This window comes from Sphingomonas sp., from assembly GCF_003248515.1.
In the GTDB taxonomy this organism is placed as follows: Bacteria; Pseudomonadota; Alphaproteobacteria; order Sphingomonadales; family Sphingomonadaceae; genus Sphingomonas_I.
This window is the reverse complement of record NZ_QFOB01000006.1, coordinates 285,616-304,088: the sequence shown is the minus strand read 5'-3', so window position 1 is coordinate 304,088 and position 18,473 is coordinate 285,616. Positions and strand designations below refer to the sequence as shown.

Annotated in this window: 18 protein-coding genes and 1 pseudogene; 6 read left to right on the top strand and 13 right to left on the bottom strand. The window is 65.8% G+C overall.

Annotation, left to right across the window (positions count from 1 at the left end; genetic code table 11):
* Window positions 1–16 precede the first annotated feature (16 nt).
* The 4 genes from DI605_RS12575 to DI605_RS12560 are packed head-to-tail and all read right to left on the bottom strand — an operon-like array spanning window position 17 to window position 3,823.
* Window positions 17–412 (bottom strand): MerR family DNA-binding transcriptional regulator, encoded by a 396-nt coding sequence (locus tag DI605_RS12575; RefSeq protein WP_293974178.1) that lies wholly within the window; start codon window positions 410–412, stop codon window positions 17–19.
* On the bottom strand, window positions 409–2,088 hold the full coding sequence (locus DI605_RS12570; RefSeq protein ID WP_293974175.1) for a long-chain fatty acid--CoA ligase: 1,680 nt from the start codon (window positions 2,086–2,088) through the stop codon (window positions 409–411). Before DI605_RS12570 ends, DI605_RS12575 begins: the two co-directional genes overlap by 4 nt.
* A complete protein-coding gene (locus DI605_RS12565) occupies window positions 2,088–3,389 on the bottom strand; it encodes an OmpP1/FadL family transporter (RefSeq protein ID WP_293974172.1) in 1,302 nt (433 codons plus the stop codon). Before DI605_RS12565 ends, DI605_RS12570 begins: the two co-directional genes overlap by 1 nt.
* Before the next feature lie 29 nt (window positions 3,390–3,418).
* Window positions 3,419–3,823, bottom strand: a complete 405-nt coding sequence (locus DI605_RS12560) for a DUF2147 domain-containing protein (RefSeq protein WP_293974169.1) — start codon at window positions 3,821–3,823, stop codon at window positions 3,419–3,421.
* A 639-nt stretch (window positions 3,824–4,462) separates the two neighbouring features.
* On the opposite strand from DI605_RS12560, the gene gorA reads away from it, so the two are divergent.
* The 3 genes from gorA (at window position 4,463) to DI605_RS12545 (ending at window position 7,998) form a co-directional block, all read left to right on the top strand.
* Entirely contained in the window at window positions 4,463–5,809 is a 1,347-nt protein-coding gene (gorA, locus tag DI605_RS12555) for a glutathione-disulfide reductase (RefSeq protein ID WP_293974166.1), read from the top strand.
* Between the two features lie 72 nt (window positions 5,810–5,881).
* Window positions 5,882–6,535: a fructose-6-phosphate aldolase gene (fsa, locus tag DI605_RS12550; RefSeq protein WP_293974165.1), complete on the top strand. Its 654-nt coding sequence runs from the start codon at window positions 5,882–5,884 to the stop codon at window positions 6,533–6,535.
* 179 nt (window positions 6,536–6,714) lie between these two features.
* Complete coding sequence (locus tag DI605_RS12545) at window positions 6,715–7,998, top strand: APC family permease (protein ID WP_293974162.1); 1,284 nt, start codon at window positions 6,715–6,717, stop codon at window positions 7,996–7,998.
* Window positions 7,999–8,216: 218 nt separating this feature from the next.
* Here DI605_RS12545 and rpsD read toward each other — a convergent pair.
* The 6 genes and pseudogenes from rpsD to rpiB all read right to left on the bottom strand — a co-directional run bounded on the left by rpsD (window position 8,217) and on the right by rpiB (window position 12,448).
* Window positions 8,217–8,806 (bottom strand): annotated as a pseudogene (gene rpsD / locus DI605_RS12540) (30S ribosomal protein S4).
* 180 nt (window positions 8,807–8,986) lie between these two features.
* Window positions 8,987–9,712 carry an RNA methyltransferase gene (locus tag DI605_RS12535; RefSeq protein ID WP_293974159.1) on the bottom strand — a complete coding sequence of 242 codons (726 nt, stop codon included), beginning with the start codon at window positions 9,710–9,712 and terminating at the stop codon, window positions 8,987–8,989.
* A gap of 67 nt (window positions 9,713–9,779) precedes the next feature.
* On the bottom strand, window positions 9,780–10,022 hold the full coding sequence (locus DI605_RS12530) for a GIY-YIG nuclease family protein (RefSeq protein ID WP_293974156.1): 243 nt from the start codon (window positions 10,020–10,022) through the stop codon (window positions 9,780–9,782).
* Between the two features lie 140 nt (window positions 10,023–10,162).
* On the bottom strand, window positions 10,163–10,624 hold the full coding sequence (nrdR, locus tag DI605_RS12525; RefSeq protein WP_293974153.1) for a transcriptional regulator NrdR: 462 nt from the start codon (window positions 10,622–10,624) through the stop codon (window positions 10,163–10,165).
* A 55-nt stretch (window positions 10,625–10,679) separates the two neighbouring features.
* Window positions 10,680–11,969, bottom strand: a complete 1,290-nt coding sequence (gene glyA / locus DI605_RS12520; RefSeq protein WP_293974150.1) for a serine hydroxymethyltransferase — start codon at window positions 11,967–11,969, stop codon at window positions 10,680–10,682.
* 5 nt (window positions 11,970–11,974) lie between these two features.
* Window positions 11,975–12,448, bottom strand: coding sequence for a ribose 5-phosphate isomerase B (rpiB, locus tag DI605_RS12515; RefSeq protein ID WP_293974147.1), 474 nt, complete (start codon window positions 12,446–12,448; stop codon window positions 11,975–11,977).
* 323 nt (window positions 12,449–12,771) lie between these two features.
* Here rpiB and DI605_RS12510 point away from each other — a divergent pair, with 323 nt between their 5' ends.
* The 3 genes from DI605_RS12510 to zapE all read left to right on the top strand — a co-directional run bounded on the left by DI605_RS12510 (window position 12,772) and on the right by zapE (window position 15,183).
* Window positions 12,772–13,551 carry a succinate dehydrogenase iron-sulfur subunit gene (locus DI605_RS12510; protein WP_293974144.1) on the top strand — a complete coding sequence of 260 codons (780 nt, stop codon included), beginning with the start codon at window positions 12,772–12,774 and terminating at the stop codon, window positions 13,549–13,551.
* 71 nt (window positions 13,552–13,622) lie between these two features.
* Complete coding sequence (locus tag DI605_RS12505) at window positions 13,623–14,012, top strand: PaaI family thioesterase (protein ID WP_293974141.1); 390 nt, start codon at window positions 13,623–13,625, stop codon at window positions 14,010–14,012.
* Between the two features lie 10 nt (window positions 14,013–14,022).
* Window positions 14,023–15,183, top strand: coding sequence for a cell division protein ZapE (gene zapE, locus DI605_RS12500; RefSeq protein WP_293974138.1), 1,161 nt, complete (start codon window positions 14,023–14,025; stop codon window positions 15,181–15,183).
* 194 nt (window positions 15,184–15,377) lie between these two features.
* On the opposite strand, the gene DI605_RS12495 is transcribed toward zapE, so the two are convergent.
* From DI605_RS12495 to mutL, 3 genes are all read right to left on the bottom strand, one after another.
* A complete protein-coding gene (locus DI605_RS12495; protein ID WP_293974135.1) occupies window positions 15,378–15,791 on the bottom strand; it encodes a TIGR01244 family sulfur transferase in 414 nt (137 codons plus the stop codon).
* The gene (locus tag DI605_RS12490) at window positions 15,788–16,291 is read right to left on the bottom strand and encodes a GNAT family N-acetyltransferase (protein ID WP_293974132.1); all 504 of its coding nucleotides are present in this window, start codon (window positions 16,289–16,291) and stop codon (window positions 15,788–15,790) included. Before DI605_RS12490 ends, DI605_RS12495 begins: the two co-directional genes overlap by 4 nt.
* Before the next feature lie 314 nt (window positions 16,292–16,605).
* Entirely contained in the window at window positions 16,606–18,435 is a 1,830-nt protein-coding gene (mutL, locus tag DI605_RS12485; RefSeq protein WP_293974129.1) for a DNA mismatch repair endonuclease MutL, read from the bottom strand.
* Between the last annotated feature and the right edge of the window lie 38 nt (window positions 18,436–18,473).

Below are 18,473 nucleotides of genomic sequence, written 5' to 3'. Positions count from 1 at the left end.
GCGCGGAGGGAGCAGATCAGCCCTCGACGGCGCGGATGCGATCCAGGGCCTGGCGCTCGATCAGGCGCAGTTCGGCCAGCGTCTGCACGATGGCGCGCTGCTGCTGCTCCAGATCGGTGATGCGTTCGGCCGCGCGGGCCGCCAGCATGTGGGTCTGCTCGATATGCGCTGGATCGTGATCGTAGAGATCGAGGAAATCCTTGATGTCACGCAGCGAGAAACCGAGACTCTTGCCGCGCAGGATCAACTGCATCCGCGCGAATTCGCGCCGCGTGTAGACGCGCGTCGTCCCGGCCCGCTGCGGCTCGATCAGCCCCTTGTCTTCATAAAAGCGGATTGTGCGCTGGGTGATGCCCAGCTCCTCCGCCATCTGCTGAATGCCCCGCAGATCGCTCGCGTCCGTCGTCGTCATGACGATGCCGCCGCGCGGGCGGCCTCCTCCGCGACGAGTTCCTTGCGGGACAATTTGCCGATCAGCGTCTTCGGCAGGCTCGTACGTATCTCGATCTCCCTCGGCATTTCGATCTTGTTGATGCGCTCGCGGAGGAAGTCGCACAATTCCTCCTTAGACGCATCCATGCCGTCGCGGAAGACGAGGAAGAGCTTGGGTGCCTGCCCGCGATACGGATCCGGCACGCCGATCACGATCGCTTCCTTCACCGCAGGATGCTGGTAGATCGCATCCTCGATCACGCGGGGATAGACATTGTAGCCGCCGCACAGGATCACATCCTTGATGCGATCGACGAGGAACAGATAGCCATCCTCGTCCACATAGCCGACATCGCCGGTACGCAGCGCGCCGTCGACGAATACCGCTTCGGTCGCCTCGGGCTTCTGCCAATAGCCCTTCATCACCTGTGGCCCGCGCGCGCAGACCTCGCCCTTTTCGCCCAGGCCCAGCACGCGATGGGGATCGTCCAGGTCGCGTATCTCGATCACTGTTTCGGGGAAGGCGGGGCCGGTGCTGTTGTTCTTCACGGGGCCGTCGAGCGGGTTGCAGGCGAGGATCGGCGAGGCCTCCGACAGGCCATAACCTTCGACCACCATCACCCCGGTGCGGCTTTCGAAACGCTCCCGCACGTCCAGCGGCAGCGGCGCGCCGCCCGATATGCAGCAGCGGATCGACTTGAATCCGGCAAGATCGGCCGCATCCGCCCCGTTGATCGCCACATAGATGGTCGGCACGCCGAAGAACTGGGTGGGGTGGGTGCGGGCGATCGTCTTCAGCATCTGCTTCAGATCGAAGCGGGGCAGCAGGATCATCTCCGCGCCCGTATCCACCGAATAGTTGAGCACGGTTGTCAGCGCGAAGACGTGGAACATGGGCAGCACGCCGAGCGTACGCTCCTGCACGTCTTCATGATCGCCGACATGGATGGTCATCTGGGCGCTGTTGGCCGCCAGATTGGCATGGGTGAGCATCGCGCCCTTGGGCACGCCGGTCGTGCCGCCCGTATATTGGAGCACGGCGATATCGTCCGGATCGCGCGCAACGGGATCGTGGGGGCGATCGGAGGCGATCAGCGCCCCCCACGCGACATGGCGCGTGTCGCGCGGCCAGCGGGCATGATCCTTGCGCTTCAGGAAGCGGAAGCCGAGGCCCATGGCGAAGGGCAGGATGCCCGTCATCGGGCAGATGATGATCCGATCGAGCCCCGTCGCTTCCGCCACATGAAGGACCTTGCCGTGGATGGCGGCGAGATCGGGCACGGCCATCATCCGCGTACCGCTGTCCCGGATCTGATGCTCCAGCTCGCGCTCCACATAGAGCGGGTTGAAGTTCACGACGATGCCGCCCACGCGCAGCACCGCGAAATAAAGGATCACGAAATAAGGCGAATTGGGCAGGCACAGGCCGAAGCGGTCGCCCGGTTTCAGGCCCTGATCCTGGAGGCCGCGCGCTGCACGCTCCACCAGAGCGCCGATCTCGCCATAGCTCCATGTGCGCCCGAGAAAATCGATCGCCGTCCAGTCGGGATGTCGCGCGACGGTGGCGTCGAGCAGGTCGGTCAGTAGTCGCGGCCGGAGGAGCGGGGCTCCTCCGGCCTGGCCGTCGGCCGTGTGGGGTGCGGCCGAGGCGGACATCAGAAGCGCAGCCGTCCGCCCAGCGCGAAGACGAGAACGCTGGCCTTGCGCAGTTCCCCGTTCACGAGGATCGGCGTCTGCACGGCCGTTCCGGCATAAGCGGCGGTGGTGCGATCGATGCTGGCATTCTTCACCGGCAGATAATTGGCAGCCGCGTCGATCGTGAAACCGGGCATCAGATCATAGCTGGTGCCCAGCGCGAAATTCCACCGATCGCCATCCGGCACGCGCGCATCGCGATTGCCGTCCCGCGTCGGTGTCTGATCGTGCTGGATGCCGCCGCGCAGCGTCCACTTCTCGTTCACGGCATAATCAACGCCTCCGGCGAAGCTCCAGGTATTCTTGTAATTTTCCGGAAGAGCGCTGTTGATCGGGGAGCCGAGCCTGATCGAATCGAACTTGTTCCAGCCGAAGCGCACGATCTGCGCGTTCAGCGTCAGCTTGTCGGTGGCCTTGAAGCGCGCGCCGAACGTCGCCTGCCAGGGCGTGCGGAAGGTGGCCTTGGTGCTGATCGTCCCGTTCTGCCCCGCAAGCGGGCCAAGCAGGCCGGCGGTGACCACGTCGCCCTTCAGCACGTGCTTGACGCTCGATTTGTAGCTGGCGCCGAATGTCACGCGGTCGGTGCGGAACTGGGCGCCCGCCGTCCAGCCGAAATCCCAGCCATCGCCCTTCAGCGTCTGATGGCCGTCCGGCAGCGCGGCCGAAAGATTGGGAAGGAAATTGGAAAGGCTCGCCTTCGAATGTTCGGCGTTCAGCGCGACGCCCAGGCTGATATTCTCATTCGGCGCGAAGGCGACCGAAGGCTGGATGTCGAAGGTGCGGAGCATGGTCTTGTCCGCCGTGTAACGCGCCCAACTCGTGGAATTATAGTTGGTCGTGAAGCTGTAGGGCGAGGTGATCGCAAGGCCGAGCGCGACCTTGGGGGTGATGCCATAGGCGACGGCGCCCGAGGGCAGATAGCCCTTGTTGATCGGATCCTCGGAAACCTGCTCTCCGCCGATCGCAACCGGCGCGGTGTTGGTCGGGCGCTTGATGAGCGTGTTGAGATTGGTCACCTTGCCCTTCGGCAGGATCGCGCTGAGGCCGAACGAGCCCTCTCCGCCCGTCATCCCGCCGATCGCGGCCGGATTCCACCACAGCGACGCGGATCCCTGATCTGCCACTTCGCCCGAAAAGGCGCGGCCCGTCGCGCGAACCGACTGCTCCTGGAGGTAGAAGGCGCCGGCATGCGCGGCGCTTGCCGCCAGCAAGGCTCCCGGTGCCGCTGCCAGCATCATGCCCCGGACGAAAATGGTCTTCATAACTTTCCTCTCCTGAGAATATATTGTCGTCAACGGATGCGCGTCCACGTCTGTGTCTTGCAGAGCGGCCAGACGATGCAGCCCTTGAGCTTCAGATGATCATTGTCCGGAAGGGTCAGCGTCGCCTTGTAGGTGCCGCCGTCATCGGGATTATAAACGGTGCCGCCGCTCCACGAGCCATCGGCGAAGGTGAAGGCACCGCTGATCATCTCGAGCCCCATCACCCGGCGGCCGCGGAGCTTGGGCTCCTTGTTCTTCGCATCGAGCATGTCGGGGTTGGCGCGCAGCCCATCCGATCCGGTAAGCTTGCCGCAGATCGATGAGCCGCAGCGGGCGATCTCGATGACGGCGCCTTTCGTTTCGGCGCGCCATTTTCCGACGATGGATTCGGCTCCCCCGGCGGCCAGTGCGGCCGCGGCCATCAGGACGATCATCTCTCTCCTCCAGCCGGCCCCGATCGGGCCGTGCAAAACGTTTTCGAATGCCGGCGCGGCATCCTCGAATCACGTTCTGCCTCAAAAATTGATTGACGTATAGGGAAATTAGCGAACCTATACGATCAACGCGGTCGGGCGGGGGCATGTCGGCATGCAGGGGGGCGTCGACCAAGCGATCCGATGATCGCGCCTATGCCGGCTCGTTTCCCGCACCCCACGGATCACCGGGTGCGGATGCGGGTTCGCGCGCCCGGCCATGCTGCCCGGGGCGCACGCGCCGGATCGATCCGGCCCATCTGAAATCGGAGGATATCGAAATCTCCAGGGACATCTTGGCCGGCGCTGCTTTTCCAGGGTGGGACAGCGACTGAACGCCGCGTGGTGGATAGAGTTGCCGGAGGATTGCCTTGCCCGCACCGCTGCGCCGGCTGGCGACCGCCGATCGGGCAAATGCCGGAATTCCGTCCGCCCTGCCGGAGACGCGCCCGGCACGATGAGGCGACCTTCCGCTCGCGCCGGCGAGCATGGGACGGACGATCGAACAATCACCAGGTCGATCACCGCGATCGGCCTATCCCATTTGCGCCGCGTGGCGGGGCTGCCTAGATGCGCTTCGCAACTGGAGTTCACCCCGCAATGGCTGATTATGATTTCGACCTGTTCGTCATCGGTGCGGGGTCGGGCGGCGTGCGGGCTTCGCGCGTGGCGGCCGCGCATGGCGCGAAGGTGGCGGTCGCGGAGGAATATCGGGTTGGCGGCACTTGCGTGATCCGTGGGTGCGTGCCCAAGAAATTGCTCGTTTATGGCGCGCATTTCGCCGAGGATCTGATGGATGCCCGCCGCTTCGGCTGGCAGGTGCCGACCTGCGATTTCGACTGGCCGACGCTGCGCGACAATGTGCTGGCCGAGGTCAAACGGATCGAAGGCGCCTATGGCACGACGCTGGCGAGCAACAATGTGGAGACGATCCATGGCCGCGCGATCGTCACCGGGCCGAACAGCGTTCGGGTGGGCGATACGGACTATACCGCCGGCAGGATATTGATCGCGACCGGCGCGACGCCGGATGTGCTCGCCATTCCCGGCGCGGAGCTGGGTATCACCTCCAACGAGGTGTTCGATCTGCCGAGCCTGCCGAAGCGCATTCTGATCGCGGGGGGCGGCTACATCGCCAACGAATTCGCCGGCATCTTTCATGAACTGCGCGCACACGTCACGCTCGTAAACCGGTCCGATGTGATCCTGCGCCAATATGAGCGGCAGATCGTGGAGCGGCTGATGGCCATCAGCATGGCCAAGGGCATCGATTTTAAGCTGAACACCGTGATGGAGAAGATCGAGCGGCTGGAGGACGGCGCGCTCAAGGTCAGCTTCGTCGGCGGCGGCGCGCCGATCGAGACGGATATGGTGCTGTTCGCCACCGGCCGACGGCCGAATACCATGGGGCTGGGGCTGGAGGCGGCCGGGATACAGGTGGACGCGCATGGCGCGATTCCGGTGGATGCGGATAGCAAGACTGCGGTCGGCAGCATTTATGCGGTGGGCGATGTCACCAATCGCGTGCAGCTTACGCCGGTGGCGATCCGCGAGGGGCATGCCTTCGCCGATACCGTGTTTGGCAACAGTCCGTGGCGGGTGGATTATGGCTGCATCCCGAGCGCCGTCTTCAGCCATCCGCCGCTGGCGGGCGTCGGCCTGACGGAGGCACAGGCGCGCAAGTCTCTCGGCAGCTGTAAAACCTACACCGCCGATTTCCGCGCGATGAAGAATGTGCTGGCTGGCCGCAACGAGCGCGCACTCTACAAGATGGTGGTCCATCCGGAGACGGACGTGGTGCTGGGCATCCACATGATCGGACCCGATGCGCCGGAAATCCTCCAGGCGGCGGCCGTCGCGGTGAAGGCGGGCCTGACCAAACAGGCCTTCGACCAGACGGTGGCGCTGCATCCGAGCATGGCAGAAGAACTCGTTCTCATGCGTTAGGGCTGAAGCTGGCGGTTCCCTCCGCCGGACAAGGCTCTATATGGCCCCGAAACCGATCAGGAGCACGTCCCCATGAAGTTCTTCGCCGACACCGCCGAAGTGGCCGACATCAAGGAGCTGCAGGAGGCCGGGCTGCTCGACGGGGTGACGACCAATCCCTCGCTGATCAACAAATCCGGCCGCGACTTCAAGGAGGTGGTGAAGGAGATTTGCGGGATCACCTCCGGCCCCGTCTCCGCCGAAGTCGTCTCAATGGAGCACGATCAGATGATGAAGGAGGCCGAGATCCTCCGGAAGATCGCCGACAACGTGTGCATCAAGGTGCCGCTCACGATCGATGGCCTGAAGACCTGCCGCAAGCTTCGCGGCGATGGCACGCTCGTCAACGTCACGCTCTGTTTCTCCGCCAATCAGGCGCTGCTGGCGGCGAAGGCGGGGGCGAGCTTCATCTCGCCCTTCGTCGGACGTCTGGACGATATCGGTCATTCGGGCATGGAGCTGATCGCCGATATCCGCCTGATCTACGACAATTATGATTTCGACACCGAGATCCTGGTCGCCAGCGTGCGCTCGCCGATGCACGTGCTGGATAGCGCAAAGGTGGGAGCGGATGTGATGACCGCGCCGCCGTCGGTCATCGAGCAGCTCGCCAAGCATGTGCTGACCGACAAGGGGCTGGAAAGCTTCGCGGCCGACTGGGCGAAGACGGGCCAGTCCATCCTCTGACGCATGATCTGATTGCGGCGGCTCGGCCGGGCGGGTGATTCCGCCCCGTCGAGCCTGTTGCAGAGGTCGGTCGCCTCGGGCACGTTCGTCGCTTCCACGGGCGATAGGGGGCGGCTCTGGCGGGAATCGGCGCGAGCGAAGCGATTGCGGGCGAGGAGACGTCGCGCGATCAGGGGCTGATGCGTGGCGTCGGCACGTGGGCGCTGGCGGCCAGCATCGTGAACGGCGTGGTCGGCGGGGGCATCTTCTCGCTGCCCAGATCCATGGCCGCATCGGCCGGCCCCTATACGATGCTCGTCTATCTCGTCTGCGCGCTGGCGATGGGCGCGGTGGTGGTGTGCTTCGCGGAAGCCGGCAGCCGCGTGCCGACAAGTGGTGGCGCCTATGGCACGGTGGAGGCCGCTTTCGGCAAACGCTGGGCCTTTCTGTGCGGCATCTATATCTGGCTGGCGAGCGTGCTGGCATGCGGCGGCATCGCCGTGGCCTTCCTCGACGGGATCGGCACGCTCACGCCCGCGCTTGCCGGGCCGGGCGCGCGCTTCGCGATGCTGCTGCTGATGTTCGGTGGCATCACGGCGATAAACCTCAGGGGTGTGGGGCTGGCCGCGCGGATCATCGCTTCGGGCACCGTCATCAAGCTGATTCCCTTATGCCTGTTCCTGGTGGTCGGCGGCTTCGCCATCCTTTCCGGGCACAAGCCTCCCGAGACGGTCGCACCGCCCGAAACGCTGGATTTCGCGAGTTTCGCAGCCGCCGTGCAACTCGCGCTCTTCGCCTTCTGCGGGATGGAGACGCCACTCGCCGCGAGCGGCGAGGTTGCCGATCCTGCGCGCACCGTGCCGCGCGCGACGATGCTGGCCATGGCCTTCGTGCCGATCTTCTACATCGCGATCCAGCTTGTTGCCCAGGGGCTGCTGGGCCCCGCGCTGGCGGGATCGGCGGAGCCGCTGGCGGACGCTATGAAGCAGGTGAGCCCCACTTTGGGCCTCGTTCTTCTGTTCGGAGCGGCGCTGTCGCGGCTCGTCTGGATCGGCAGCGACATTTTCGGCGCGCCGCGCGTGCTGTTCGCCTTCGGGCGCGATGGCCTGCTGCCAGCGGTGTTCGGACGCGTGCATCCGGCCTGGCGGACGCCCTATGTCGCGATCCTTTTCCACACCGGGATCGCGCTGTTCCTGGCGGTGACGGGCACGTTCGAGGGGCTGGCTATTCTTTCCACGCTGGCGACGGCGGGAATCTATTTCCTGGCATGCGCGGCGGCCCTGTCGCTCCGTCGGCGGGGCATCGCCATTTCCGGCAAGCCGCTGGCGTTCCGCATTCTCGCGCCGTCGGCCTGGGTGGGGATGATCAGCATGGTCCTCCTGGTCGCGATCGGGAAGATGGGCGACATCGCCGGCTTCGTGGCGGTAACGCTGGGCAGCCTGGCGCTGTTTGCCGTGATGCGGCCGAAGGCGCGGGTGGCATGATGGCTTGTTGTGGAAGACGATCGATCGGGCGCTAGAGCCCGATCATCAGCGGGCAGGGCGATAGCGGTGTTACGCACGCCGATCATCCCGATCGTGGCTGATGCCGCGGATTTTGGACAGGCACCGATAAACCGGGTGGGGCCGGATCTCGACCTCGCCAACGAAAAGGGCGGCGCCGTCGCCGGCGCCGCCCTTCCTGTTCGTCCCGGAGGAACCGATCAGCGCGAGTAGAACTCGACGACCAGATTCGGTTCCATCTTCACCGGATAGGGCACTTCGTCCAGCGTGGGGACGCGGATGAAGGTGACCTTGGCGCTGCCATCGGCGACGACATAATCGGGGATCTCGCGCTCGGAGAGGCCCTGCGCTTCCATCACCAGCGCCATTTCCTGCGCCTTGGTGCCCAGCGTGATCTCGTCGCCCGGCTTCACGAGGCGCGAGGCGATGTTGCACTTCACGCCGTTGACGCGGATGTGGCCGTGGCTGACGAGCTGGCGGGCCGACCAGATGGTCGGTGCGAACTTGGCGCGATAGACCAGCGCGTCGAGGCGCCGCTCCAGCATGCCGATCAGGTTCTGGCCGGTATCGCCCTTCATGCGGTCCGCTTCGGCATAGGCCTTCTTGAACTGCTTCTCGGTGACGTCGCCGTAATAGCCCTTGAGCTTCTGCTTCGCCTTCAGCTGGATACCAAAGTCGGTAGCCTTGCCCTTCCATATTCACGCTTGTTCACCGGGGACTTCGGGCGGCCCCAGATGTTCTCGCCCATGCGGCGATCGAGCTTGTACTTGGCGCTGCTGCGCTTCGACATGATATGTCCTTCAATTGCGTTGTGCCCGGGCCGGAAGCCCGTGCGGATGATCCCGGATCCGCGCTGCTTGGCTCATCGAGACGAGGGCAGGGCCACCGCTGCACCGGGGTGCGGGGCCAATTGCGAAGGCGGGCGCTTAGCGGCGACCCCGCCGCGAGTCAATCGCGGCGAGGCGCCGGATCAGCCCCGGCGCGGGCGCGGGCGATCCAGCGCGGAAAGGACGCCGCGCATCGTGCGTACTTCCTGGGAATTCCATGCGGGCTTGGTCAGCAGGGTGCGCAGCGTGCGCTGCACGGTGGGTTTGCGATCGGGCGGGAAGAAATAGCCCGCCTCCTCCAGCATGCCATCCAGCTGCGCGATCATGCCATCCAGCTCCGCCTGCGGCGCGGGGGGAAGCATTTCCGTCACCGGGGGCTGCTCCAGCGCCTCCGCTTTCGACCATTCATAGGCGACGAGGATCACCGCCTGGGCCAGATTGAGCGAGCCGAATTCGGGATTGATCGGCACGGTGAGGATCGTGCGTGCGACGGCGACGTCGTCCGTCTCCAGCCCCGAGCGCTCCGGGCCGAACAGGATCGCGCAGCCGCCCGGCTCGGCATGGATCGTGGCGGCCGCCCGTTCGGGGGTGACGACCGGCTTGGTCACGCCGCGCTTGCGTACGGTTGTGGCGAAGACATGCGCGCGATCGGCCACGGCATCGGCCACGCTTTCATAGACGCGCGCATTGGCGATCACCTCGTCCGCGCCCGAGGCGGCCGGCCCCGCGGCGGGATTGGGCCAGCCATCGCGCGGAGAGACGAGACGCAGATCGGTGAGCCCGAAATTGAGCATCGCGCGGGCGGCCTTGCCGATATTCTCTGCAAGCTGCGGTCGTACGAGGACGATGGCGGGAGGAGGGGTTTCCAAATGTCCGTTTTCCCCGAGCGAAGCCGAGGTGCGTGAGGCGAGTTTCCGGGGAGAAATGGTCATACGTTCAGCCCCTCCCGTCGCTTCGGATCAGAGCCTCTTTCTTGGCGCGCGACCAGGGCTTGATGCCGGCGCCACCTCGGCGTGTCTGGAAGTTTTCATGCCCCCCCAGTGCCACCCGCAAGCTGCTGGCGGTGTATCCGGCAATCTGCCCCGAATGATGCCCGGCCGTGTGTTGGTCGAGATCATCGGTCTGGCCGGCATGATAGCTGCCGTTGGCGCAGCGGAGGATATGGGTCGATAAGGTCATCGGGGCTCTTATAGTCGTATCTCGGCTTCGCTCGATACCGTGGGTTCCTCGACTCCGCTCGGGACTAGCGGGGAGGGTAGGTTGGGGTGAGTGGTGAGCGAGCCAAACGGTAGCGGGTGGTAAGCGGCTTTCGGCCGGCTCTATTCCTTCGTGGCGGCCTGCACGGCGCCCACGAATTCCTCGAAATCCTTCGCCTCGCGGAAATCCTTATAGACGCTGGCGAAGCGGATATAGGCGACGCTGTCGAGCGTCTTCAGCCCTTCCATCACGGCTTCGCCGATGCGGGTGGCGGAAACCTCGCTGTCGCCGCTCGTCTCGAATTGGCGCTGGATACGGCTGACGAGGCGCTCAATCTCCTCGAGCGCGATCGGGCGCTTGCGCGCGGCCGTCTCGATCGCCCGCTCCAGCTTGGCGCGGACGAAGGGCTGGCGCTCGCCATCCTTCTTCACGACGGTCAGCTCGCGCAGTTGCACGCGCTCGAACGTGGAGAAGCGCGCGTCGCACTTCTCGCACTGGCGCCGGCGCCGGATCGCCGCCCCATCCTCCGCGGGGCGGCTGTCCTTCACCTGGCTATCGGCATGTCCGCAGAAAGGGCAGCGCATGGGCGGCCCTTACGCAGGAGACGTGCTCCTGCGCAAGCAGGAGCACGCGCCGGGATCAAAGCTCCGGATAGATCGGGAACTTGTCGCAGAGCGCCTCGACGCGCGTCTTCACATTCTGCTCCACCTGCGCGTCGCCCTGCTCGCCATTCTTGCGCAGGCCATCCAGCACGTCCGCGATCATGTCGCCGATCTGCTGGAATTCGGCGACGCCGAAGCCGCGCGTCGTGCCGGCGGGCGAGCCCACGCGGATGCCGCTCGTCTTGACCGGGGGAAGCGGATCGAAGGGGATGCCGTTCTTGTTGCAGGTGATGCCCGAACGCTCCAGAGCCTCGTCCGCATCCTTACCCGTCACGCCCAGCGGGCTGAGATCGATCAGCGCGAGATGCGTGTCCGTCCCGCCCGAGACGACGGCGGCGCCGCGCTCCTTGAGGCGGGCGGCAAGCGCCTGCGCATTGGCGATGATCGCGGCGGCATAATCCTTGAAGTCCGGCTGGAGCGCCTCGCCAAACGCGACCGCCTTGGCGGCGACGACATGCATCAGCGGGCCGCCCTGAAGGCCGGGGAAAACGGCCGAGTTGATCTTCTTCGCGATCGCCTCGTCATTGGTAAAGACGGCGCCGCCGCGGGGGCCGCGCAGAGTCTTGTGCGTGGTCGTGGTCACGACATCGGCATGGCCGAAGGGGGTGGGGTGCGTGCCGCCGGCGACGAGGCCCGCGAAATGCGCCATATCGACCATGAACTTCGCGCCCACTTCATCCGCGATCGCGCGGAAGCGGGCGAAATCGATGTGGCGGGGATAGGCCGAGCCGCCCGCGATGATGAGCGTGGGCTTGTGCTCCTTGGCCATCGCCTCGACCTGATCATAGTCGATCAGGTGCGTGTCGCGGGTGACGCCATACTGGATCGCGTTGAACCACTTGCCGGACATGGCCGGGCGCGCGCCGTGTGTGAGGTGGCCGCCCGCATCCAGGCTCATGCCCATGATCGTGTCGCCCGGCTTGGTGAGCGCGAGCATCACCGCGCCATTGGCCTGCGCGCCCGAATGCGGCTGGACGTTGGCGAAGGCGCAGCCGAACAGCTCCTTGGCGCGATCGATCGCCAGCTGCTCCACCACGTCGGACGGGTGGCAGCCCTGATAGTAGCGCTTGCCCGGATAGCCCTCGGCATATTTGTTGGTGAAGACGGAGCCCTGCGCCTCCAGCACCGCCTTGGAAACGATATTTTCCGAGGCGATCAGCTCGATCTGCTTCTTTTCACGCGTGATTTCCTGGGAAATGCCGGCGAAGACCGCCGGATCCTTGTCCTTCAGCGATTGGGTGAAATAGCCGGTGGGCTGCGTGCTCATAGATATCAGGCCTCGCTTGAAGAGGTGAGGTGGGCTTTGGAGGCGAGCTCCGGGCTGGCGAGCATGGCGACGCGGCGCTGATGCCGGTCGCCCTCGAATTCCGTGACGAGGAAGGTGCGGACGCAGGCCTTGGCCATCACCTCGCCGATCAGGCGGGCGCCGAGCGCGATCACGTTCGCATCATTGTGCTGGCGGGCGAGGCCAGCCGAAACGGGCTCGGAAACGAGCGCGCAGCGCGCGCCCGGCTCGCGATTGACGGCGATGGAGATGCCGATGCCCGATCCGCACAGGGCGATACCGCGATCGGCCCGGCCTTCCGCGATCGCGCGGGCGAGCCGGTAGCCATAGTCCGGATAATCGACGGAGGATGTATCGAAGGGGCCGATATCCTCGACGCTATAATCCTGCTCGCGCAGCCATGCCACGAGCGCGGCCTTGAGCCCGACGGCGGCATGATCGGAGGCGATGGCGATGCGCATCGGCAAGAGCTTTCCCCGTTTCGATTCGGAATGGCGGTGCCTTAGGGGCGCCGCGCACGCTTCGCCACCCCGGCCTTCCGATCGGGGTCGCGCCGAAGCTGCGGCGGCGAGCATTAGCAGTTCGATGCGTCCATATCCACAATCAAATCGGAAAATTATCTGATGAAACAATCAAAAATTTCCCGATATTTGCCCGATTACCTCCATCCGGGGTGAATGAGATTGAAAATCGGTTCCATGGCATTTACGCTGCGATGCGGCGATCCGGGGCTTTTCGTCGCCGGTTCCAGCCGCTATCGGCTTCGGCAACGGAAGGATCACGCATGGCCGAATTCGCGCTCCCCAAGAACAGTGTCGTCAAGAAGGGCACGACTCACAAGGCAGAGGGCGCCTCCAAGCCGCGCAGCTTCAAGATCTATCGCTACGATCCCGATTCCGGCGAAAATCCGCGCTACGACACGTTCGAGATCGATCTGGCGGAAACGGGTCCGATGGTGCTGGACGCTCTTCTCAAGATCAAGAACGAGGTCGATAGCTCGCTGACCTTCCGCCGCTCCTGCCGCGAGGGCATCTGCGGCTCCTGCTCGATGAACATTGACGGCAAGAACGGGCTGGCCTGCACCACCGCGATCGAGGATTGCAAGGGTGAGGTGCGGATCACGCCGCTGCCGCACATGGACGTGATCAAGGATCTCGTTCCCGATTTCACGCATTTCTATGCGCAATATGCCTCGATCCAGCCCTGGCTGCAGACCGTTTCCCCCGCGCCCTCGGGCAAGGAGCGGCTCCAGTCGCCGGAGGATCGCGCGAAGCTGGATGGCCTCTACGAGTGCATCCTGTGCGCCTGCTGCTCCACGTCCTGCCCCAGCTACTGGTGGAACAGCGACAAGTTCCTTGGCCCGGCGATCCTGTTGCAGGCCTATCGCTGGCTGGCCGACAGCCGTGACGAGATGACCGGCGAGCGGCTCGATGAGCTGGAGGATCCCTTCCGTCTCTATCGCTGCCATACGATCATGAATTGCGCGAACGTCTGCCCGAAGGGGCTGAGCCCCGCGCGTGCCATCGCCGAGATCAAGAAGATGGAAGTGGAGCGCCAGATCTGAGCGACGCCCTGTCCGGGAGCCGGGACGGCGCATCGCACGGTTACGCACCCGATCCGGAGAACCCCGGCTGGATGCTGCGCCCCGCTTCGGCGACCGGCACCTTTTTCGATATTTTCGGGGAAAGCCGCGTGCGCGCGGAAGCGGCGGATCGCGCGCGGTTGCGCATCGATACGCATCGTGGCCACCAGAATATCGTGGGCACCGTCCATGGCGGTTTCCTGATGGCGCTGGCCGATCAGGCGCTTTTCATCTGTCCGACCGCGCTGGGCCATGACGTGCTGGGAGGCGTCACCGTGGATGCCAGCTGCCAGTTCATCGGCGCGGGGCGGATCGGTACGCCGCTGGATGCCGTTGTCGAGGTGCTGCGCGAAACCGGCCGGATGCTGTTCGCGCGCGGGCTGATCGAGCAGGAAGGCACCGTCGTGATGGCCTTCACCGGCACGCTCCGCAAGCCGCGCTGACGAACGCGTCATGGCTGCGGTGCTCGATCGTTATCAGACGCTGGTCGCGGCCGGCGAGCTGAAGCCCGATCCCGATCAGGAGCGCGCGGTGCGGCGGCTCGACGTGCTGGCGGTGGAGGTTTCGAAGCCCGACGATACGGGTCTGTTCGGCCGTCTGCTGGGGCGCAAGGCGAAGAGTCCGCGCGGCCTCTACATGTGGGGCGGGGTGGGGCGTGGAAAGTCCATGCTGATGGACCTGTTCTACGATTGCGCCGATGTGACGCCGAAGCGACGAGTACATTTTCACGAATTCATGCTGGAGGTGCATGATCGCCTCCGGCGCGAGCGCGTGAAGGAAAAGGGCGATCCGATCCCGCCCGTGGCCGACGCGCTGGCGGCCGATGCGAAACTGCTCTGTTTCGACGAGATGGTCGTCAACAACATGGCGGACGCCGCGATCATGAGCCGGCTGTTCGCGGCCTTGTTCGATCGTGGCGTGATCGTGGTCACCACATCGAACCGGGCGCCGACCGATCTCTACAAGGACGGGCTCAATCGCCAGCTCTTCCTGCCCTTCATCGATCTGCTCCAGGCGAAGCTGGATGTGATGACGCTGGATGGACCGACCGATTACCGGCTGGAGCGGCTGGCGGGCTTCCCCACATGGTATATGCCGCTCGGCGACGCCGCCACGCAGGCCGTGAGCCGCGCCTTCTTCCGCCTTACCGATTATCCTCCCGAGGATCGCGCGCATGTGCCCTCCTGCGATCTGGCGGTGCAGGGCGGGCGGACGCTGCACGTGCCCAAGGCGCTGAAGGGCGTCGCGGTCTTTTCCTTCAAACGGTTGTGCGGCGAGGCGCGGGGGGCGGCCGACTATCTGGCGATCGCGCGCGCTTTCCACACCGTCATCATCGTCGGCATTCCGCTGCTGACGCCCGAGCGGCGCAACGAGGCCGCCCGCTTCAAGGTGCTGATCGACGCGCTGTACGAACATGGCGTGAAGCTGCTCGTCACCGCCGATGCCGCCGCCGAGGATCTCTATCCGGCGGGCGAGGATTCGTTCGAATTCGAGCGCACCGTCTCGCGACTGATGGAAATGCAGTCGGCCGACTATCTGGCGCGCGGCCATGGCGTATCGGACGAGCCCGAAAAGGGGCCGGTGGACACGGCCGGAGGATCGAAGGCGCGCTAGAGGATCCGCAGGTTCGGGCGGTCGTCATCCCGAAGCGCGCCCGTGTCCATTTCCCTGCGGCGAGGAAAGGGCTTCGGCCTTTGGCCGGCGAAGGCCACAATCAAGGCTCGCGAGGACCTCCCTCTCAGCGCTGACGCATGAAGGCCGTAATGGCGCCCCGCAGGCTCCGAACGAAGGGCCGCGCCGAGAAAGGCTCAGCCGAAGAGCGGCCGCACGTTATAGCCCTGAGCCTCCGCCTTCGCGATAAGATCGGCCGGCGAGTCACCCAGTTCGGCGCGCGCGAATGCCCACAGGAAGGTGGAGCGCGTGCCCGATCGGCAGAAAGCGAGCGCAGGACCGGAGGCGCCTTCCAGGGCCGCCTTCATCGCATCCACCTGATCGCGTCGCATGCCCGAATGATCGACCGGGATCGCGACATAGGAAAGGCCGGCGGCGGTGGCAGCCGCCTCGATCTCGGCTGCGGCGGGCTGGCCGGGTTCCTCGCCTTCGGGGCGGTTGTTGATGACGAGTCGAAATCCGGCGGCGGCCGCCTCGACCACGTCCGAAGGCCGGATCTGGCCGGCGACGGTTATCGTTTCGTCCAGCGTGCGGAAAGGGGTCGTTGTCATGCGAGAAGTTCCTTGGACAAGACCGTCAACGAAAGCGGCGGATCGAGCGGGATGGGGAAGGCCCGCCGCTCGCCCGTCCGCCCATAGCCGCGTCGCTCATAATAGGCGATGAGTTCGGCGCGGCTGTCGATGACCGTCATTTCCATTGTCGCGGCGCGGAAGGTCGCCTGCGCCTCGCTTTCGGCAGCGGCGATCAGGGCGCGGCCGAGGCCCGCGGCCTGGAGCGCGGGATCGATGCACAGCAGCCCGAGATAGGTGATCCCCCCGCCGCGATCGCTCACCTGCACGCAGCCGATGATCGCACCGTCACGCTCGGCGACGAGCAGCCGCTCGTCTGGGCGGGCGAGGATTGCTTCGAGCGTGGCGAGATCGGTGCGCGCGCCCTCGATCAGGTCCGCCTCATGCGTCCAGCCGCCGCGCGCCGAATCGCCGCGATAGGCCCGTTCGATCACGGGATGGAGGAGCGGCAGGTCGATGGCGGTGGCTGGGCGGATTCGCATAGCTGAGGCATGCCAGTATCGATCAGATCGGCCAAGACAATCCGATGAAGGCTCCGGTGGCTCCTGCCGCCGCCATGAGAAGGATCGCCGGGATCGAAATCGGCCCCACCTGAAATCGAGCAGCGGCCCGTTCCCGATCCGCGTCGAGCGGGAGGATGGCGGGCGGATCGGAAGACCAGACGGGCTTCTCGAATTCGTCGAGCGATCTCAGTCTTCTGCCGGTCGGAGCATCAGGCATGGGTGAAGTTTGCGCAAAGCACGTTACGAAAAGGTTGTGGCGCAGGTCCGCCGCGAGCGATGCGAGGCGCGGAGCGTCACTTTCGTCCGAAAAGCTTTTCGATATCGGCGTGCCCCAGCTTCACCCAGGTCGGGCGGCCGTGGTTGCACTGGCCCGAATGGGGCGTGACCTCCATTTCGCGCAGCAGCGCGTTCATCTCCGCCACCGAAAGCGCGCGGCCGGCGCGGACCGAGCCGTGGCAGGCCATCGTCGCGGCGACATGATCGAGCCGCTCCTTCAGCGACAGCGCCTCGTCATAGGCGGCAAGCTCGTCGGCGAGGTCGGTGACGAGGCCTTGCGCGTCGCTCTTGCCGAGCAACGCCGGAAGCGCGCGGACGAGGACCGCGCAGGGGCCGAACCGCTCCAGTTCGAGGCCCATCTCCGAAAGCTCGGGGATGCGCGCCTCCAGCCTGTCACAGGCGGGCTCGTCCAGTTCGACGACTTCGGGCAGCAGCAGGGCCTGCGAGGCGACACCGCCATCGGCCACCGCGCGGCGCATCCGTTCCAGCACGAGGCGCTCGTGCGCCGCGTGCTGATCGACGAGGATCAGCCCATCTTCCGCTTCCGCCACGATATAGGTGAGCGCAACCTGCCCGCGCGCCACGCCGAGCGGGTGGAGGACGGGTGATGGCGGTGGCTCGATCGCGGTCTCGGCGCGGGCGGCGGGCGCGAAATCGCGCGCCGTGTCGTGCAGCGCGGCGCCCTCTGGCGACCCGGCCGGAGCCGGATAGGAGGACGGATAAACGGAGCTTGCAAAGAGAGAGGGGGCGGGCGCCGCGATGCGCGCGGGCCAGGCGCCGGTCGCGGGCGAAAGCGGCGTCGCGGGGGTTTCACCCGCCTGCCAGAGGCCGAGCGCGCCGGCGGACGGGCGCTGCGCGCTGCGATGTCCCGCCGAATCGAGCGCCGCCCGCAGTCCGCCCACGATCAGCCCGCGCACGAGTGAAGGCTCGCGGAAGCGCACCTCCGTCTTGGCGGGGTGGACGTTCACGTCGAGTTCGCTGGGCGGGACATCCAGGAACAGGGCGAGCACCGGATGGCGATCGCGCGCGAGCATATCCTGATAGGCGCCCCGCACCGCGCCGATCAGCAGGCGATCCTTCACCGGGCGCCCGTTCACGAACAGATATTGGTGATCGGCCACACCGCGATGGAAGGTGGGCAGGCCGGCGACACCGCCGAGGCGGATACCCTCGCGCTCATGATCCACCGCGACCGAATTGCGGACCAGTTCGCGATCGGTGAGCGCCGCGACCCGTTCGGGTGCCGAATCGCCCGGCGGCACGGAAAGCGCGCGGCGGCCGTCATGCTCCAGCGAGAAGCCGATTTCCGGCCGTGCCATCGCCAGGCGGCGGACCGCATCGAGGCAGGCGGCATATTCGGAACGGGCCGAACGCAGGAACTTGGCGCGCGCCGGCACCCGGCCGAACAGTGCCTCCACCTTCACGCGCGTACCGGGAGGCAGGGCGGCCGGGCCTTCCTCGACCACCGCGCCATTGTCCACGGTGCGTCGCCAGCCTTCGGCGCCACGCACGCGGCTTTCGATCGTGAGTCTTGCCACGCTGGCGATCGAGGGAAGCGCCTCGCCCCGGAAGCCCAATGTCTCAACCGCCTCGATCGCGTCGTCCGGCAGCTTCGAGGTGGCGTGCCGCTCCAGCGCGAGCGCCATTTCCGGCGGAGCCATGCCACAGCCGTCGTCCGTGACCTCCAGCCCCTCGATCCCGCCGCCCCACAGGCGCACGGATATACGGGTGGAGCCTGCGTCGATCGCATTCTCCACCAGTTCCTTCAGCGCGCTGGCGGGGCGTTCCACCACCTCTCCGGCGGCGATGCGGTTGACCAGATGCTCGGGGAGTCGTCTTATTGACACGAAGGGCGCTCTAGCCCAACGGGCGGCCTTCCGCGACC

Bases quoted from the DNA above. Each gene is read 5' to 3' on its own strand.
- gorA (WP_293974166.1), top strand. From the start codon at position 4,463: ATGGCTGATTATGATTTCGACCTGTTCGTCATCGGTGCGGGGTCGGGC.
- DI605_RS12530 (WP_293974156.1), bottom strand. From the start codon at position 10,022: ATGACCTTATCGACCCATATCCTCCGCTGCGCCAACGGCAGCTATCAT.
- DI605_RS12565 (WP_293974172.1), bottom strand. From the start codon at position 3,389: ATGAAGACCATTTTCGTCCGGGGCATGATGCTGGCAGCGGCACCGGGA.
- DI605_RS12570 (WP_293974175.1), bottom strand. From the start codon at position 2,088: ATGTCCGCCTCGGCCGCACCCCACACGGCCGACGGCCAGGCCGGAGGA.
- DI605_RS12560 (WP_293974169.1), bottom strand. From the start codon at position 3,823: ATGATCGTCCTGATGGCCGCGGCCGCACTGGCCGCCGGGGGAGCCGAA.
- rpiB (WP_293974147.1), bottom strand. From the start codon at position 12,448: ATGCGCATCGCCATCGCCTCCGATCATGCCGCCGTCGGGCTCAAGGCC.
- DI605_RS12490 (WP_293974132.1), bottom strand. From the start codon at position 16,291: ATGCGAATCCGCCCAGCCACCGCCATCGACCTGCCGCTCCTCCATCCC.
- nrdR (WP_293974153.1), bottom strand. From the start codon at position 10,624: ATGCGCTGCCCTTTCTGCGGACATGCCGATAGCCAGGTGAAGGACAGC.
- glyA (WP_293974150.1), bottom strand. From the start codon at position 11,969: ATGAGCACGCAGCCCACCGGCTATTTCACCCAATCGCTGAAGGACAAG.
- DI605_RS12545 (WP_293974162.1), top strand. From the start codon at position 6,715: ATGCGTGGCGTCGGCACGTGGGCGCTGGCGGCCAGCATCGTGAACGGC.
- DI605_RS12505 (WP_293974141.1), top strand. From the start codon at position 13,623: ATGCTGCGCCCCGCTTCGGCGACCGGCACCTTTTTCGATATTTTCGGG.
- DI605_RS12510 (WP_293974144.1), top strand. From the start codon at position 12,772: ATGGCCGAATTCGCGCTCCCCAAGAACAGTGTCGTCAAGAAGGGCACG.
- zapE (WP_293974138.1), top strand. From the start codon at position 14,023: ATGGCTGCGGTGCTCGATCGTTATCAGACGCTGGTCGCGGCCGGCGAG.
- DI605_RS12495 (WP_293974135.1), bottom strand. From the start codon at position 15,791: ATGACAACGACCCCTTTCCGCACGCTGGACGAAACGATAACCGTCGCC.
- fsa (WP_293974165.1), top strand. From the start codon at position 5,882: ATGAAGTTCTTCGCCGACACCGCCGAAGTGGCCGACATCAAGGAGCTG.
- DI605_RS12575 (WP_293974178.1), bottom strand. From the start codon at position 412: ATGACGACGACGGACGCGAGCGATCTGCGGGGCATTCAGCAGATGGCG.